The organism is Paenibacillus sp. FSL R7-0204, from assembly GCF_038002225.1.
GTDB lineage: Bacteria > Bacillota > Bacilli > Paenibacillales > Paenibacillaceae > Paenibacillus_AQ.
Map to the genome: position 1 here is coordinate 4,537,595 of NZ_JBBOCA010000001.1, position 15,564 is coordinate 4,553,158.

Annotated in this window: 13 protein-coding genes; 1 reads left to right on the forward strand and 12 read right to left on the reverse strand. The window is 54.7% G+C overall.

Going from position 1 to position 15,564, the window contains the following annotated elements; genetic code table 11:
• Nucleotides 1-29: 29 nt before the first annotated feature.
• A complete protein-coding gene (locus tag MKX42_RS20085; protein ID WP_340754047.1) occupies nucleotides 30-1,814 on the reverse strand; it encodes a DAK2 domain-containing protein in 1,785 nt (594 codons plus the stop codon).
• 191 nt (nucleotides 1,815-2,005) lie between these two features.
• Here MKX42_RS20085 and rpmB point away from each other — a divergent pair, with 191 nt between their 5' ends.
• Nucleotides 2,006-2,194 (forward strand): 50S ribosomal protein L28, encoded by a 189-nt coding sequence (gene rpmB, locus MKX42_RS20090; protein WP_076074411.1) that lies wholly within the window; start codon nucleotides 2,006-2,008, stop codon nucleotides 2,192-2,194.
• Nucleotides 2,195-2,367: 173 nt separating this feature from the next.
• Here rpmB and spoVM read toward each other — a convergent pair whose 3' ends face one another.
• The 11 genes from spoVM to coaBC all read right to left on the reverse strand — a co-directional run bounded on the left by spoVM (nucleotide 2,368) and on the right by coaBC (nucleotide 15,385).
• On the reverse strand, nucleotides 2,368-2,448 hold the full coding sequence (gene spoVM, locus MKX42_RS20095; protein WP_020431362.1) for a stage V sporulation protein SpoVM: 81 nt from the start codon (nucleotides 2,446-2,448) through the stop codon (nucleotides 2,368-2,370).
• A 213-nt stretch (nucleotides 2,449-2,661) separates the two neighbouring features.
• On the reverse strand, nucleotides 2,662-3,333 hold the full coding sequence (gene rpe, locus MKX42_RS20100) for a ribulose-phosphate 3-epimerase (protein WP_340754048.1): 672 nt from the start codon (nucleotides 3,331-3,333) through the stop codon (nucleotides 2,662-2,664).
• Nucleotides 3,334-3,337: 4 nt separating this feature from the next.
• Nucleotides 3,338-4,243 carry a ribosome small subunit-dependent GTPase A gene (gene rsgA / locus MKX42_RS20105; protein WP_340754049.1) on the reverse strand — a complete coding sequence of 302 codons (906 nt, stop codon included), beginning with the start codon at nucleotides 4,241-4,243 and terminating at the stop codon, nucleotides 3,338-3,340.
• Between the two features lie 123 nt (nucleotides 4,244-4,366).
• On the reverse strand, nucleotides 4,367-6,640 hold the full coding sequence (gene pknB / locus MKX42_RS20110) for a Stk1 family PASTA domain-containing Ser/Thr kinase (RefSeq protein WP_340754050.1): 2,274 nt from the start codon (nucleotides 6,638-6,640) through the stop codon (nucleotides 4,367-4,369).
• A complete protein-coding gene (locus tag MKX42_RS20115; protein ID WP_340754051.1) occupies nucleotides 6,637-7,413 on the reverse strand; it encodes a Stp1/IreP family PP2C-type Ser/Thr phosphatase in 777 nt (258 codons plus the stop codon). Before MKX42_RS20115 ends, pknB begins: the two co-directional genes overlap by 4 nt.
• A gap of 6 nt (nucleotides 7,414-7,419) precedes the next feature.
• Nucleotides 7,420-8,460: a 23S rRNA (adenine(2503)-C(2))-methyltransferase RlmN gene (gene rlmN, locus MKX42_RS20120; RefSeq protein ID WP_340754052.1), complete on the reverse strand. Its 1,041-nt coding sequence runs from the start codon at nucleotides 8,458-8,460 to the stop codon at nucleotides 7,420-7,422.
• A gap of 152 nt (nucleotides 8,461-8,612) precedes the next feature.
• Nucleotides 8,613-10,100, reverse strand: coding sequence for a 16S rRNA (cytosine(967)-C(5))-methyltransferase RsmB (gene rsmB, locus MKX42_RS20125; RefSeq protein WP_340754053.1), 1,488 nt, complete (start codon nucleotides 10,098-10,100; stop codon nucleotides 8,613-8,615).
• The gene (fmt, locus tag MKX42_RS20130) at nucleotides 10,097-11,038 is read right to left on the reverse strand and encodes a methionyl-tRNA formyltransferase (RefSeq protein ID WP_340754054.1); all 942 of its coding nucleotides are present in this window, start codon (nucleotides 11,036-11,038) and stop codon (nucleotides 10,097-10,099) included. The genes rsmB and fmt overlap by 4 nt, the downstream gene beginning before the upstream one ends.
• A gap of 5 nt (nucleotides 11,039-11,043) precedes the next feature.
• Entirely contained in the window at nucleotides 11,044-11,529 is a 486-nt protein-coding gene (gene def, locus MKX42_RS20135; protein ID WP_340754055.1) for a peptide deformylase, read from the reverse strand.
• A gap of 92 nt (nucleotides 11,530-11,621) precedes the next feature.
• A complete protein-coding gene (gene priA, locus MKX42_RS20140) occupies nucleotides 11,622-14,153 on the reverse strand; it encodes a primosomal protein N' (protein ID WP_340754056.1) in 2,532 nt (843 codons plus the stop codon).
• On the reverse strand, nucleotides 14,153-15,385 hold the full coding sequence (gene coaBC, locus MKX42_RS20145) for a bifunctional phosphopantothenoylcysteine decarboxylase/phosphopantothenate--cysteine ligase CoaBC (protein WP_340754057.1): 1,233 nt from the start codon (nucleotides 15,383-15,385) through the stop codon (nucleotides 14,153-14,155). The genes priA and coaBC overlap by 1 nt, the downstream gene beginning before the upstream one ends.
• Between the last annotated feature and the right edge of the window lie 179 nt (nucleotides 15,386-15,564).

Genomic DNA, 15,564 nt, shown 5'->3' on the forward strand with positions numbered 1-15,564 from the left:
TTGATTAGGGCACTTAAGAGTAAGAGATTCTACGGCTCAACTGAGAAAAGATAATAGTACAGCGGCTGGCCGCCTTCATGAATCTCTACCTCAACCTGCGGGTACGTCTCTTCCAGCCAGCTGCCGAGGGCATCCGTAATGTCTGCCTCGGTGTCTGCACCGGTCAACACAGTAACGATCTCGTCACCATTCACCAGCATGCTTGACAGCAGTTCTTTGCTGACCGTTAGTAAGTCATCGGCAGCTGCAACAATCTTGGAGCTCTCGATGCCGATATACTGACCGGATTTGATCTCCAGATCCTCCATCACAGTATCCCGTACAGCATTGGTAATCTGCCCGGATTTGACCTGGGCAATCGCCTCCAGCATGTTGCTGGTGTTGGTATCTACCGCATCCTCTTCCTGGAAGGCAAAGGCTGCCGAGATTCCCTGGGGAATACTCTTGCTCGGAATCACTGTAATCTCACGTTCGCCCTCCAGCAGATCCTTGGCTTGCTGTGCAGCCAGGACGATATTGGAGTTATTCGGCAGAATGTAGATATGCTTTGCGGAAATGGAAGAGATCGCATTCACGAAATCCTCTGTACTCGGATTCATCGTCTGACCGCCGGCCAGGATCGCATCGACACCCAGACTGCGGAAGATATCCGAGATTCCGTCTCCCGAGGAGACCGCAATGAAGCCGTACGGCGCCAGATCATCCGCAGGAGGAACCGCCGGGGCCTGCACGCTGGCCTTCTCTTCCGGGATATCGGCGAAGACATCCGGCATCGGAGCGATATCCATACCGGCAGTCAACAGATCGCGGTGCTGCTCACGCATGTTAAGGATGTGAATCTGGGTAATCTCCCCGTGAACGAGTGCCAGGTTCAGCACCTCTCCCGGAGTCTTGGAATGCACATGCACCTTGATCGTCTCATCATCTGAGATGACAATGATCGAATCCCCGTTAACTGATAACGCTTTCCGAAAAGCTTCCTCATCAAAATCCGCTTTCACGGATGCGCCAAGCTGACGGTTAATGAAAAATTCCATATCATATAGAAATTCAATGTCTTCCGTATGGAGCTGTGATTGCGCGGAAGACTGTACGGAGGACAACGCATGCTCAGGTTTGGTTAGCACCGGCGTCGGCACGGATACAGGGGCCGCAGCTTGTCCTTGCACAAGAGTCTGTACAGGTGCTGAGACTGCTCCGCTGGTCAGATGCTGGTGAAAGCCTTCATAGATGTAGACCAGACCCTGGCCCCCCGAATCCACCACGCCCACCTGCTTCAGCACAGGCAGCAGCTCAGGCGTATGCGCCAAGGCTTCCTTAGCTTTGGCCAGGACTTCAGTCATCAGCTCGATAATATCCGTTGTGCGGCGTGCATAATACACTGCATGTCTTGCAGCTTCCTTGGCAACCGTAAGAATGGTGCCTTCAACCGGCTTAACCACTGCCTTATATGCGGTATCTACCCCGGTCTGCAGTGCTGCAGCGAACTGCTGTGTGTTAAGCTCATCATATTGGGCCGCATAACGTCCAAGACCTCTGAACAGCTGTGACAAAATAACGCCGGAGTTCCCCCGCGCGCCCATCAATAGTCCCTTCGACAGCACTCCCGCACATTGACCGACAGAGGCCGTGTTGTTTCTCTTCAATTCGTTCGCGCCTGCGGTCATGGTCAGATTCATGTTCGTGCCCGTATCGCCATCCGGCACCGGAAACACATTCAATGAATTGACATGCTCGGCATGCTGCTGCAGCATTTCCGCACCGGCTAGTACCATTGCGGTAAAATCTGTCCCGTTTATAGAACGCTTACTCAATGAGAATTCCCCTTCCTAACTTCATGCCTAATCAATTCAATGATCAACTGGACATAATGCACTAATTTATATTGTACTATAAGAGTCTACAGAAATAAATGTTTTTGAATCGGTTGACGAAGCAATTTTTGCTGTGATATGATATTCAAGTATTGTTTTACGCAGGTGTAAGTAACAAGGAGGTGTAATCTATGTCCCGCACATGTACAGTAACAGGCAAGAAACCGGGCAGCGGTAACCACGTGTCTCACGCTAACAACCGCAACCGTCGCTCTTGGGGAGTTAACGTTCAGAAGGTTCGTATCCTGGTGAACGGCAAACCGAAACGCGTGTACGTCAGCACCCGTGCTTTGAAATCCGGTAAAGTTGAACGCGTCTAGTATCCGGTTATTGCCGGGTCTAGCGGTATCTCATACCAAGTAGAAACGGACATGCCGTCCTTTCATAGACGGTATCCGTTTCAGCGAGAATAGAAGAGATATTATATTTGTAGCAAAAAGCACCCTTTACATTCGTAAGGTGCTTTTTTTCATATTTACTTGTCTTCTTAAATCTAACTCTTCTGAAACGTGTTCAAAATCGCTTTAACAAAACCTCCCAAAAATCTTGGCAGCTTGAACGTATAAAATTTCATAATTAACCCTCCCATCAATTCATGCCGTACAGTAGGAGACTATCCTGTCTAGATGAAAAATGTACCATCGATTGCAGACCTCCGCAAAAAAGGCTACATGAGATTTCTGCTCATGTAACCATATTTATGCGAACACAACTTGGCCTATACCTTCCGTATGCGAATGCAGCAGATTGAGGGTCAATTCGTTGATTAATAAATGGGCATCATCGCCTATTGCCGGACTGCACTGTCCGCCGCCTCACGAATGGCTTTGATCGCTCCTGCGCGGTCGCTGCGGCCGAACACTGCATTACCTGCCACAAGCACATCCGCCCCTGCTTCAGCTACGAGCGGTGCCGTAGCTTCGGCCACTCCGCCGTCTACCTCGATATGCAGACCCTTATGATGAATCTCTTCAGCCCACTTCCGGAGCTGCGTAATCTTATGCAGTGTGCGCGGAATGAAGGCCTGCCCGCCGAAGCCCGGATTGACGGTCATCACAAGTACCATATCCACATCCTCCAGGACCTCACGCACTGCCGCAGCCGGTGTAGCCGGATTAATGGCCACCCCTGCCATCAGGCCGAGCTCTTTGATCTGATGGATTACACGGTGCAGATGTACGCAGGCTTCGGCGTGAACTGTAATCACAGATGCGCCCGCAGCCGCAAAATCAGCAATATAGCGTTCCGGGTTCTCAATCATTAAATGTACATCCAGAGGTAAAGAAGTATGAGCTCTCACCGCTGACACAATCGCGGGACCCAGCGTAATATTCGGCACAAAATGTCCGTCCATCACATCTACATGAATCCAGTCCGCACCGCTGGCTTCCGCTTCGGCCACCTCTGCGCCAAGCGCTGCGAAATCTGCTGACAATATGGAAGGAGCAATTTTTACCATGAGTTTAGTACCTCCGCTTTTTATCTTTCATTTCATTATAAAACAGCTTGTAATGCTCATAACGGCTATCTGCAATATCCCCGGACTCCCAGGCCTCTATCACCTTGCAGCCCGGTTCGTGGAGATGGCTGCAGCCGCGGAATTTGCAATTCTCCGCATAAGTAGCGAACTCACGGAAGCACACGGACAGCTCATCCACGCCCAGCTCCAGGAAATCCAGCTGGCTGAAGCCCGGAGTGTCGGCCACAAACCCGCCATTACCTATATCCATCAGCTCTACATGGCGTGTAGTGTGACGCCCGCGTCCGAGACGGAGGCTAATCTCCCCTGTCTCCAGCGCCAGACCCGGTACAAGCCGGTTAAGCAATGTGGACTTCCCTACGCCCGACTGTCCTGAGAAGACGCTGATGATTCCGGCCAGTCGCTGACGCAGCTCATCCGCACCTGATCCGTTCAGTGAGCTTGTGACCATGACCTCGTAACCAATCTGCTCATATAGAGCTTTGACGGCTTCCGTGGCCTGGCCTTCATCGTCGGCCAGATCCTGCTTCGTGAGCACAATCAGCGTCTCCAGGCCTGAATGCTCGATATGAACCAGGAACTTGTCCAGCAGATTAAGATTCATATCCGGCTCCCGCACGGAGAACAGCAGCACTGCCAGCTTCACGTTAGCCACCTGCGGGCGGATCAGCTCCGATTCACGGGGAAGCAGTTCATCTACCATGCCCTCTCCGTTCTCAGTCAGCACATAGATTACCCGGTCACCGACCAACGGCGCAATGCCTTTCTTCTTCAGGATGCCGCGCCCCCGGCACTGTACCGCTTCTTCCTCAGTTACAATCTGTTCATCCTTGAGCGGCTTAACATAGTAATATCCGCTTAACGCTTTAATTATGATTCCTTCAAGCATACATGCTGAGCCTTCCTCTCCTGTATATTGCGCAAATGACCCAAGTGTGTAGTCCCCCGGGTCATTTCGCTGCTTCAACCCTGCCCGTATTCCCGGCAGCCCGGCTGAAGCTTATCTGTTCTATTATTTATGGCCTTTATCTTTGCCTGGCTTGTTGTCAGGCCCCTTACCGTTACTTTTCCCCTTACCATTACTGTTGCCATTGCTGAGGGCGGAAGCCAACTCATTGTTATTCTGTCCGTTACCCGGAACATAACCCGTCTGGTCCGTCTCGCCCGGCACCTCTCCTTCTCCGGTGTCCGGCGGAATAATTGCCGGCTCAGCTGTCGGGTCGGGAGCTGGAGTCTCAGTAGGCTGAGCAGGCTCGGTAGGAGCAACCGTCGGTGCAGGCGTCTGTGTCTCCACCGGAGGCGGTTCAGGCTGCTGCACAGTGTTATTCTTGACATCGACATAAGTGATCGGATAAGTCTCCAGGAACTCCCCGTCCCGGTATACCGATACCATGCCGTCTTTATTAGGGGCAAGCAGCATGTTCACGGATAAGGTCTGGCTTTTGCCAATCGTGCGTGTGCCCCACTCCTGGTTCTCGCCGCCGTTGCGCGCATCGGCAAACACGATACGAATCTTACTCTTCTTGCCTTCAGCAGCCGGTGCTACCGGAACATTAAACGTAAATTCCAAAGCTTCCGGAGGGTAACCTGTGCTGATGTAGATCGTAATCTTCTCGCCTGGAGGGACCAGATCCCCTGCCTCGTAGGCCCACTGCTTCGTAACCTTACCCTTCTCGTAAGTGAAGCTCGGCTCTTGTTTGACCGCATCCAGCACCAGACCTGCACTTTCCAGCGCAGCCTTGGCTTCCTTCTCGGTCTTCCCTAGGAGATCCGGCATCTGGGTGTTTTCTTTGCCTTTGCTCACAATTAGCTTGATAGTTACCGTATCAGGATCATATTCTGAGTTTGCGGCAGGCTCAGAGCTAATGACCTTCCCCTTGGCAAATTCCTCACTGAAGCGTTCATCCGGTGTTGCAATTCTATCCTGGGCAATACCGAGGGCGATCAGCTCCTTGACGGCATCGTCATAACTCAGGTTGGAGACATCCTTAAGCTTAGGAAGAACCTTGGCGGCACTTACCGTCAGGATAATATGAGTTCCTTCTTTGACCATCGTATTGGTCTTGTTCTGCTTCCAGACAATATTCTCTTCGAAATTAGGATTATACTCAACCAGTGCGGGCTCCTCGGCAAACAGTCCCACCCCCTCAAGCTCAGCCTTGGCCTCCTGGAAGGTCTTCCCTGTCACTGCAGGCACCGAGACTTCATCGACCGACAGCTTGGAATTGACATACCACACAATTCCGGTCATGGCAATTAATACGACCAGCGTAAGGCTGATCCACAGTGCTGCGCGGCCCTTACGCTTCACAGCAGCAGGCGGCGGAGTTTCCTCCATACTGCGGATTCGTTCCTCTCCGCCACCACGGCTGCTTAGCCCGCGCTGGAGCGGCTTGATCGCCGGAATGATGCGTGTTCTGTCCTCATCATCATCATCCTGGAACAGCATCTTGGCTTCGCTGCGCCGTTCAGGCAGCAGACAGGTCTCCAGATCCTGCAGCATTTGCTTGGCAGACTGGTAGCGCTCCTCCGGGTTCTTGCGCATCGACTTCAGAATGACATTCTCAACGCTTTGCGGAATCAGCGGATTCAGCAGTCGCGGCTCCTCGAATTCCTCCTGCAGATGCTTCAGCGCCACGCTGATCGGACTCTCCCCTAAGAAAGGCAGTACACCCGTAAGCATCTGATACAGTACGATGCCCAAGGAGTAGAGATCCGACTTCTCGCCTGTAGTTACGCCCTTGGCATGCTCCGGCGAGAAATAATGCACGGAACCGACCACAGATCCCGTCTGGGTAATCGTTGTAGAAGTAACTGCCCGGGCGATCCCGAAGTCGGTAACCTTAACCCGCCCGTTACGTCCTATTAGTATATTATGTGGTTTAATATCGCGGTGAATAATCTGGTTCATATGCGCATGATCCAGCGCATCACAAATCTGCGAGGCAATCCGTACGGATTCATCCACCTGCATCGGTGCCCGCTCTTTAATAATTTCATTCAGGTTCTTTCCTTCAATATACTCCATAACGATATAATGAATTTCATCTTCCTGGCCGACATCGTATATGCTGACTACGTTGGGATGAGATAATGATGCAGCTGATTGCGCCTCCCGCCGGAACCGGCGGATGAATTCCTCATCATGCACAAATTGATTGCGCAGTACTTTGATAGCAACATTCCGGTTAAGCAGAATATCATGGGCTCTATAGACGAGCGCCATGCCTCCTCCGCCGATCCGTTCGATGACTTGGTAACGGCCGCCCAATTCGTGACCGATCATCTTTCCCACTCCTTTGTCTCGGGCACTGCGGCCTCTCCTTGGTGTTCCAGCATAGCAACGCTTATATTATCGCTGCCGCCCGCAAGCAATGCCAGTTGAAGTAATCGCTCCGCTCTTTCTTCCAGAGATATTTCATTAATTCCGGCTACCTTGCCCAGATGCTCCAGACTGACATAATTGCTGAGCCCATCACTGCACAGCAGCAGGAGTTCACCAATTGCAAGCGTAACATATGCCAGATCCGCGGATACCACTGTATCTGTCCCCAGCGCCCTGGTAAGCACATTGCGGCGGGGATGATTATCCAGCTCCTCCAGACTGATCTGGCCGTTCCTGAACAGCTCATTCACCAGCGTATGATCCTCGGTTAGCTGGCTGGCTTCTCCGTCCCGGATCAGATAAGCCCTGCTGTCTCCGATATGCCCGATATAGCCTGCCGACCCTTTCAGCAGTGCAGCAACGATGGTGGTCCCCATATTATGGAGCTTCTCATCGCTCTGAGCTTCTCTGTGAACTGTGTTATTGGCTTCCATGATGGCGGCAGTCAGCGCTTCCTTCAGCTCTGCCTCCGGGAGATCAGGCTCCAGCTGGTCCAGAATCCCCCTGACCGTCTCAAGTGCAAGCCTGCTCGCGGTATCGCCAGCCAGATGTCCCCCCATTCCGTCGGCAATAATGCCGAGGGTATAACCGTGGCGCGTGGCGCCGATCCAGACTGAATCTTCATTGACGGTTCGTACCCGGCCAATGTCGCTGGCTTGAACTGTTCTGATCAAATATCCTCACCCCAACTCCATATGTTTGGCGCGCAGCTGTCCGCATGCGGCCGCAATATCATGGCCCTGCTCACGGCGGATGGTAACATTCACGCCATGATCGGCCAGTATACGCTGAAATTCAAAGATATCATTGCGGGAAGTCCGGACATATTTGCGCTCAGGCACATGATTGACCGGGATCAGATTCACATGGCAGAGCATGGTCTTCAGCACACCGGCCAGCTCCTCTGCATGCTCCTTCTGATCATTCACGCCTCCGATCAAGGCATACTCGAAGCTGATCCGGCGGCCTGTCTTAGCCTGATAATAGCGCAGGGACTCAATTACATCGTCGAACGGATAACGGCGGTTCACCGGCATCAGCTTGGAGCGGAGCGTATCGTTGGGAGCGTGAATCGAGATCGCCAGATTAATCTGAGTATCTTCATCGGCGAATTTGTAGATGTTCGGCACAATTCCGCTGGTGGATACGGTGATATGGCGCTGGCCAATATTCAGGCCCTTCTCATGGATCATCAGACGGAGGAATCTCATGGTTGCATCATAATTCTCGAAGGGCTCGCCTGTCCCCATAATGACAATACTGCTGACCCGTTCGCCGCGCGCATCAAGAATCTGCTGGGAGCGGACAACCTGGGCAACGATCTCCCCTGCAGTCAGATCCCGCTTGAGACCGCCAAGGGTAGATGCACAGAAGGTACATCCGATCCGGCAGCCTACCTGGGTGGTCACACACACGCTGTTGCCGTAATTATGCTTCATAATAACTGTCTCAATCGCATGATCATCATGCAGACCGAACAGGAATTTCACTGTGCCGTCCTTGGACTCCAGCTTCGTAATCTCGGTGAGTGCCGAAATACTGAACTGGTCAACCAGCTTGGCTCTGAGTGTCTTGGAGAGGTTACTCATGGATTCGAAGTCATTGACCCGCTTCACATACAGCCAGTCAAAGATCTGCCCGCCGCGAAAAGCCGGCTCTCCGTTGTCCTTAGCCCATTGCTGTAACTCTTCTAAAGAAAAATCATATATTAAAGGTTTCATTGTATTTTTGCACCTGTGCTTTCATAAATTATATGCGTATTGTTTCTCATTCTTCCTATTTTAACACAAAACTCAGAACCGGTAAAAGAAAAGCCCGCCGCGCGGAGGAATCTGCGGGCGGGAAGCTGTAGGCCGGAAGCACAATCGCTATATTACAAGAGTCGCTCCAGCCGGGCAATATAGAAGCCATCGCTGCCATAATGATGCGGGAGCAGCTGCATGCCGTCACCGGCAGCAAGCGCGGTTCCCTCCAGCCGTTCCCAGACGGCTGACTTGAAGCTGACCGGGGCGAAGCCGGGATTGCGCTCCAGAAAATCGGCAACAACCCGGCTGTTCTCCGCCTGCTCGGTAGTACACGTGCTGTAGACCAGCACACCTCCCGGCTTCAGCAGCCCGGAGACCGATTGCAGCAGTTCAAGCTGCAGCGCAGCTACGCTTGCAATATCCTCCGGCTGCTTGCGCCATTTCAAATCAGGCTTGCGGCGGATGACCCCAAGCCCCGAGCAAGGAGCATCCAGCAGAATCCGGTCATAGGATTCCGGTTGGAGGGCGGCGCCTAGCTCCAGCGCATCCCCGCTTGCGGTGGTGATGCACTCCAGGCCAAGGCGTGCTGCCTGCTCGGCAATGAGCTTAGCCTTATGCTCATGCAGGTCATTGGCCAGTATGGAGCCCTCGTCCTTCATCAGCTCGCCCATATGGGCGCTTTTGCCGCCGGGGGCAGCGCAGCAGTCCAGCACCTTCATCCCGGCTTCGGGAGCGACAACCTCGGCTACCAGCATCGAGCTCTCATCCTGAACGGACAGATAGCCGTCCCGGTACCAGGAGGTCAGCGCCAGATTGCCGCCGCCCCTGATGACCAGCCCCGCAGGGCTCACCTTTGATTCGGCGGCATCCAGACCGGCTTCCAGCAGCTCAGTCAGCATCGCCTCCCGGCTAATCATCGTTGTATTCACCCGGACACTGACTGCGGGCGGCTCATTATTCGCGGCACACATGGCGTCTGCCGTGTCCGGGCCGTATTCCGCCGACCAGCGCTTCACCATCCACAGGGGATGGGAGTGCAGGATCGAGATCCGTTCTTCCCGGCTCATCCCCTCAGGCAATACCGGGAGATCTCCAGCCCGCAGCACACTGCGCAGCACGCCGTTGACCATACCCGAGATGCCCTGATGGCCGCGTCTCTTGGAGATATTCACAGCCTCGTTAACGGCTGCATGCGAAGGTACCCGGTCCAGATACATGATCTGGTACAGGCTTAGCCGCAGCAGACTCCGTACCCAAGGTTCCAGCTTGGTTATCCCTTTGCTGACGAAGCTGCTGAGGACATAATCGAGGGTAATCATCCGTGAGAGGGTTCCGTACACCAGCTCTGTAGCAAGTCCCGTATCCTCCCGGCTGAGGTCCGCTTTCTGGAGGCTGCTTCCCAGCAGCAGGTTGCTGTAAGCACCCTGTTGCTCTACGCGCACCAGAATATCAAGGGCAACCTCACGCGCAGAAGCTGGCGCAGCAGGCTTGCCGCCCGGACGATTCCGGCCCGCTCCGCCGGTTCTGCCGGAGGCATGCTTTGTGCCGGAGGCCGCAGGCGGATTGCCGGAAGTACGCGTACGCGGTCCGCCGCCTCCCTTAACGCCCGCGCTCAACCTAGCACCGTGCCTGGTGCGAGGGTTGCACCACGGCTGAAGTCGGCTGCGCTCATCGCTTTTTTGCCGGCAGGCTGGACGCTTGTAAGCCGAAGCGTCCCGTCACCGGTCTTCACCTCAACGCCGCGTTCGCTCACCGACAGCACAGTGCCTGGAGCTGCGCTGCCGCCGGGCTGTTCCTCCGCCTGCGGCTTCACCGCAGCCCATGCCTTGAAGGTCTCGCCGTTCCACAGGGTGAACGCACCCGAGAACGGCACCAGACCGCGAATCTGATTGTACAGCTCCAGCGAGCCACGGCTCCAGTCGATGCGTTCATCTTCCCGGCTTAGATTCGGCGCATAGGTTGCTTCACTGTCATCCTGCACGGCAGCTTCCACACGGCCGGCTGCCAGTCGCGGCATCTCTGCCTTGAGGAGATCCCGGCCAGCAATGCTTAGCTTCTCAAACAGCGTGCCTGAGGTATCGTCATCCTCTATCGCTACCTCCACCCGTGAGATCATATCTCCGGTGTCCAGTCCTTCCGCCATATACATCAGCGTCACACCAGTCACCTTCTCGCCGTTCATGATACAGCGCTGTATCGGAGCACCGCCCCGGTACTTGGGCAGAAGTGATCCATGAACATTCACACATCCGTTCGCCGGCAGCTCAAGAACGCTCTTGGGAAGAATCTGACCATATGCGGCGGTAACAATCAGATCCGGCTCATAGGCAGCCAGCTCAGCCACTGATTCAGGGCGGCGCAGCCGTTCAGGCTGAAGGACAGGCAGTCCCAGCTCCAGTGCAGCCGCCTTCACCGGGGATGGCACCAGCGTCTTCTTGCGGCCTTGAGGCCGGTCCGGCTGACTCACCACGGCCACTACCTCATAGCCCTCTTCCAGCAGCATCCGCAAGGAGGGGACTGCAAAGGCTGGTGTTCCCATGAACACTATTCTCATTTCATTCACTCCTCAGTTTCACTGCGTTCTGCTGTGTATTCATAGACCTTCTCAGCAATATCCGTGAACAGCACGCCATTCAGGTGGTCAATCTCATGCTGAAAAGCCCGGGCCAGCAGGCCGCTTCCGGTAATGGTCACTTCCTCGCCTTCGCGGTTCAGGCCGCGTACGGTCACTGTCTCCGCACGGCGGACATCCCCGTTCAGGCCGGGAATACTCAGGCAGCCTTCGGGTCCGAACTGCTCCCCTTCCATACTAACGATCTCGGGATTGATCAGCTTGATCAATCCATGCTCTTCATCGGCATCTATTACAATCAGCCGTTTCAGAATGCCTACCTGCGGGGCTGCGAGACCTACACCTTCCGCGTCATACATCGTATCGGCCATATCATCGAGCAATTTTTGTACATTGGGGGTAACAGTGGTTACCATCTTTGCTTTCTTGTGCAATACTTCATCCGGTTCTTTCACAATCAGCCTGATTGCCATATACACTAACACCATCCTTGTTGTAAACATATCATTAATACTTATCGGTTCCTTAGGGCAAAACCGCCTTACTATTGTAACACGCCGGAGAATTACATCAACATCTGAGGATCGACATCAATGCTGATCTGCAGACCCTTATCGCGGACGGAATCCTCCAGCTCCTCCGCCACCTGGCGGGCCAGCGCAATGGCATCAATTGCACCGCGCCATTTGATAATGCACTGGAACCGGTAACGCCCCTTCAGCCGGGGCAGCGGCGAGGCCACCGGTCCCAGCAGATCCAGTGCATCCGAGGAAAGTTTATCCAGACTGCCATACCAGCGCAGCTGTCTGGCTTTGCCCTGAATGCTGAGCGCATAGTTCTCCGCAAGCTTCAGCAGCAGCGGAAGCTGCTCATGCGAGAGAGTGACCAGAATCAGACGGCAATAGGGCGGGTAATGCAGCTCTTTGCGGTGCTTCAGCTCGTCCCGGACGAATGAACGGTAATCATGCCCGCTGGCATGGATAATCGAATAATGCTCCGGTGTATACGACTGCACCACTACCTCGCCGGGGAGCTGATGCCGCCCCGCACGGCCGGCAACCTGTGTCAAGAGCTGAAAGGTCTTTTCAGCCGCCCGGAAATCAGGAAGATTGAGCGCAGAATCCGCAGTAATGACCCCAACCAGAGTTACATCGGGGAAGTCGAGTCCTTTGGCGACCATCTGTGTACCCAGCAGCACATCGGCCTTCTTGTCCCTGAACTGGTTCAGCAGCTTCTCATGCGAGCCCTTCTCCGTGGTCGTGTCCACATCCATACGGATAACCCGGATGCCGGGGAACAGCTTGCCCAGCTCTTCCTCTACCCGTTGTGTGCCTGTCCCGAAGAAGCGGATATGCTCACTGCCGCATTCCGGGCACAGCTTGGGCGCGGGCTGCGCATGCCCGCAGTAGTGACAGCGCAGATTGTCGCTGCGGCTGTGATAGGTGAGCGAGATATCGCATTCCGGACAGCCGGCAACGTAGCCGCAGCTCCGGCACATGACGAAGGTCGAGAAGCCTCTGCGGTTGAGCAGCAGCACCGTCTGTTCACCGCGCTCCAGCCTGCTTACCAGAGCGGCGTGCAGGCTGCGGCTGAACATGGAGCGGTTGCCTTCCTTCAGCTCCTCACGCATATCAACCACTGCCACCTTCGGCAGCTCGTTGCCGAGTGCACGGCTCGGCATCTCCAGCAGAATTGGCGAGAAGTGGATATCACTCTGCGATCTGGCAGCATGATAGCTCTCCAGTGAAGGTGTTGCAGAGCCCAGAATAACTACGGCGCCGCCCTGCTCTGCCCTGCGGACAGCCACATCACGGGCATGATATTTCGGATTCTCCTCCTGCTTATAAGAGCCTTCATGCTCTTCATCCATAATAATGAGGCCCAGATTGGCAAACGGAGCGAACACGGCCGAGCGTGCTCCGACCGCAACCATGGCCTTGCCTTCGCGGATCTTGCGCCACTCGTCATAACGTTCGCCAACAGACAGCCGGCTGTGCATCACGGCTACCCCGCTCCCGAACCGGCCCTTGAACCGTTCCACCATCTGCGGAGTAAGCGCAATCTCAGGCACCAGCACCACAGCCTGCCGTTCCTGCTCGATGCAGCGCTGGATCGTCTGGAGATAGATCTCCGTCTTCCCGCTGCCGGTCACCCCGTGCAGCAGGAAGACTTCATGCGTCTGCTGCTCTACAGTGCGCACAATCCGCTTGTATACAATCTCCTGCTCCGCTGTCAGCGGAAGCGGGGTACTTGGCTTGAAGTCCCTTCCCTGGTAGGGGTCACGGTAGACTTCAATTTCACTGATTTCAATATAACCCTTGTCTGCAAGTGCTTTGACCGTGCCCGCAGTAACCTGGAGGATCGCCAGAATATCCTTGAGCGGCATCGGCAGCAGGGCTTCCATTTCAATCAGGTAGGAAAGCACCTCCTTCTGGCGCGCCGAACGCGCCGGGAAGCTGGCGAGCGACTCCCGCGCTGCTGACAAGCCAATAGCCAAATCAACGGCCTTGATCTTCTTTTTGCCCATCTTATCCTTAATCGACTGGCTCTCTGCCAGTACACCGCGCCGCACCATGAACTTAATCGTCTCTGCAGCCTCAGGGAAGGTGCGGGTCAGCAGCTTCATGGATACCTCACTGTGTCGCCTAACGAAGTCAATGATCTGCTGTTCTTCGTTATCCGCCTCCAGGAAGAGCGGAAAGAGCTCATCTGCGGGGGCGCTGGCCGCCGCCTCTGTACTCCCAAGCGAGATCAGCCGCTCGGCTTTGCCCTTCAAGGCAGTCGGAAGCATCGCCTGCAGTGCGGAGATCCGTCTACAGGCGTACCTTTGGCTCATCCAGTCGGCCAGCTCAACCAGCTCCGGCGACAGCGGAGGAAGCAAATCCAGCACTTCTACAATCGGCTTCATCCGGGAGACACTGCCGGTCTCGCCCGATTCCAGGGACACTACGAACCCCTGGACCGTGCGGGGACCGAACGGAACAGCCACACGGCTGCCCACCTCAATCCACAGCTTCAGTGCATTCGGGATAATATAGTCAAACGGCCGGTCGGTGCTGCGTACAGGAACATCGACAATGACCTTGGCAATATCCATTATATTAAGGCTCCGGTAACACGCTCAGCCGCCAGCCGCAGAATCCGGCGCGCCACCTCATCTTTGGAAGCCAGCGGAAGGTCAAGCACCAGACCTTCGGCATCATACACCTTGACGATGTTGGTATCCGTACCGAAGCCCGCGCCTTCTACGGCTACATCGTTGGCTACGATCAGATCGAGGTTCTTGCGGACCAGCTTATCCTTGGCATAAACTTCGGCATTTCCGGTCTCGGCGGCAAAGCCGATCAGGAACTGCTTGTCCTTGATTCTGCCCAGGCTCTCCAGAATATCAGTTGTCTTCACCAGCTCCAGCGTCATGGTGCTGCCGCTCTTCTTAATCTTCGAGTCACTGCTCTCGCGTGGTCGGTAATCCGCAACCGCCGCTGCTTTCACAAGAATATCGCATTCACTCCAGCGGGCCATGACCGCATCGTGCATCTCCTGTGCTGACTGGACGCGGACCAGATCGATACCGGCATCACGAGGCGGCGCTTCATCGGTACGCGCGGCAATCAGCGTCACCGCAGCTCCCATGGTACGCGCGGTGCGCGCGAGGGCGAAGCCCATTTTACCCGAGGAATCATTGGAGATATAACGGACGGGATCTATGCGTTCTACCGTGCCTCCTGCGGTAATCACCACTTTTTTGCCGGCAAGCGGTCCGGAGGTCTTCTCCTTCTGCAGTACAAAAAAATTCTCAACCACCTTCACGATCTCTTCCGGCTCCTCGAGCCGTCCCTTGCCCACATACCCGCAGGCCAGCAGCCCTTCTCCAGGCTCAATAAACTGAACACCTCTGTTATAAAGGATATCCATATTGCTGAGGACCGCCGGATGCTGATACATGTGGACATTCATCGCCGGGGCTACCATAATAGGGGCTGTTGTAGCAAGAAGTGTGGTGGACAGCATATCGTCTGCCAGGCCGTGGGCCATTTTGGCGATAATATTGGCCGTAGCCGGAGCAATCAGGACCAGGTCGGCAGCATCTGCCAGATCAATATGCGAAATCGAAGACGGGTCGCGCTCCTGGAACGTATCACTGTATACCTTCTGCTTCGACAACGACTGGAGCGTCAGCTCCGTAATGAACTGCTTGGCCGATGACGTCATAATGACATGCACCTCGGCCCCCTTCTGGGTAAGCTTGCTGGTCAGCGCCGCCGCCTTATACGCAGCAATTCCGCCGGTGATTCCGAGTATAATTGACTTCCCTTGTAGGCTCTTCATTTGTGCTCTCCCCCCGCTACAGAATCTATATACAGCCTCAATCTTTCCCTATAGATAGAGAAAAAAATAACAACCTTCCGGTTGTCAGGAACAGCCCGGTACGGGCTATTATTTGTTATGAGCAGCCTGCCCGGCAGAAATGGTCCTGCCGCCCTTATCGTGGCGGCACCATTTCAAGC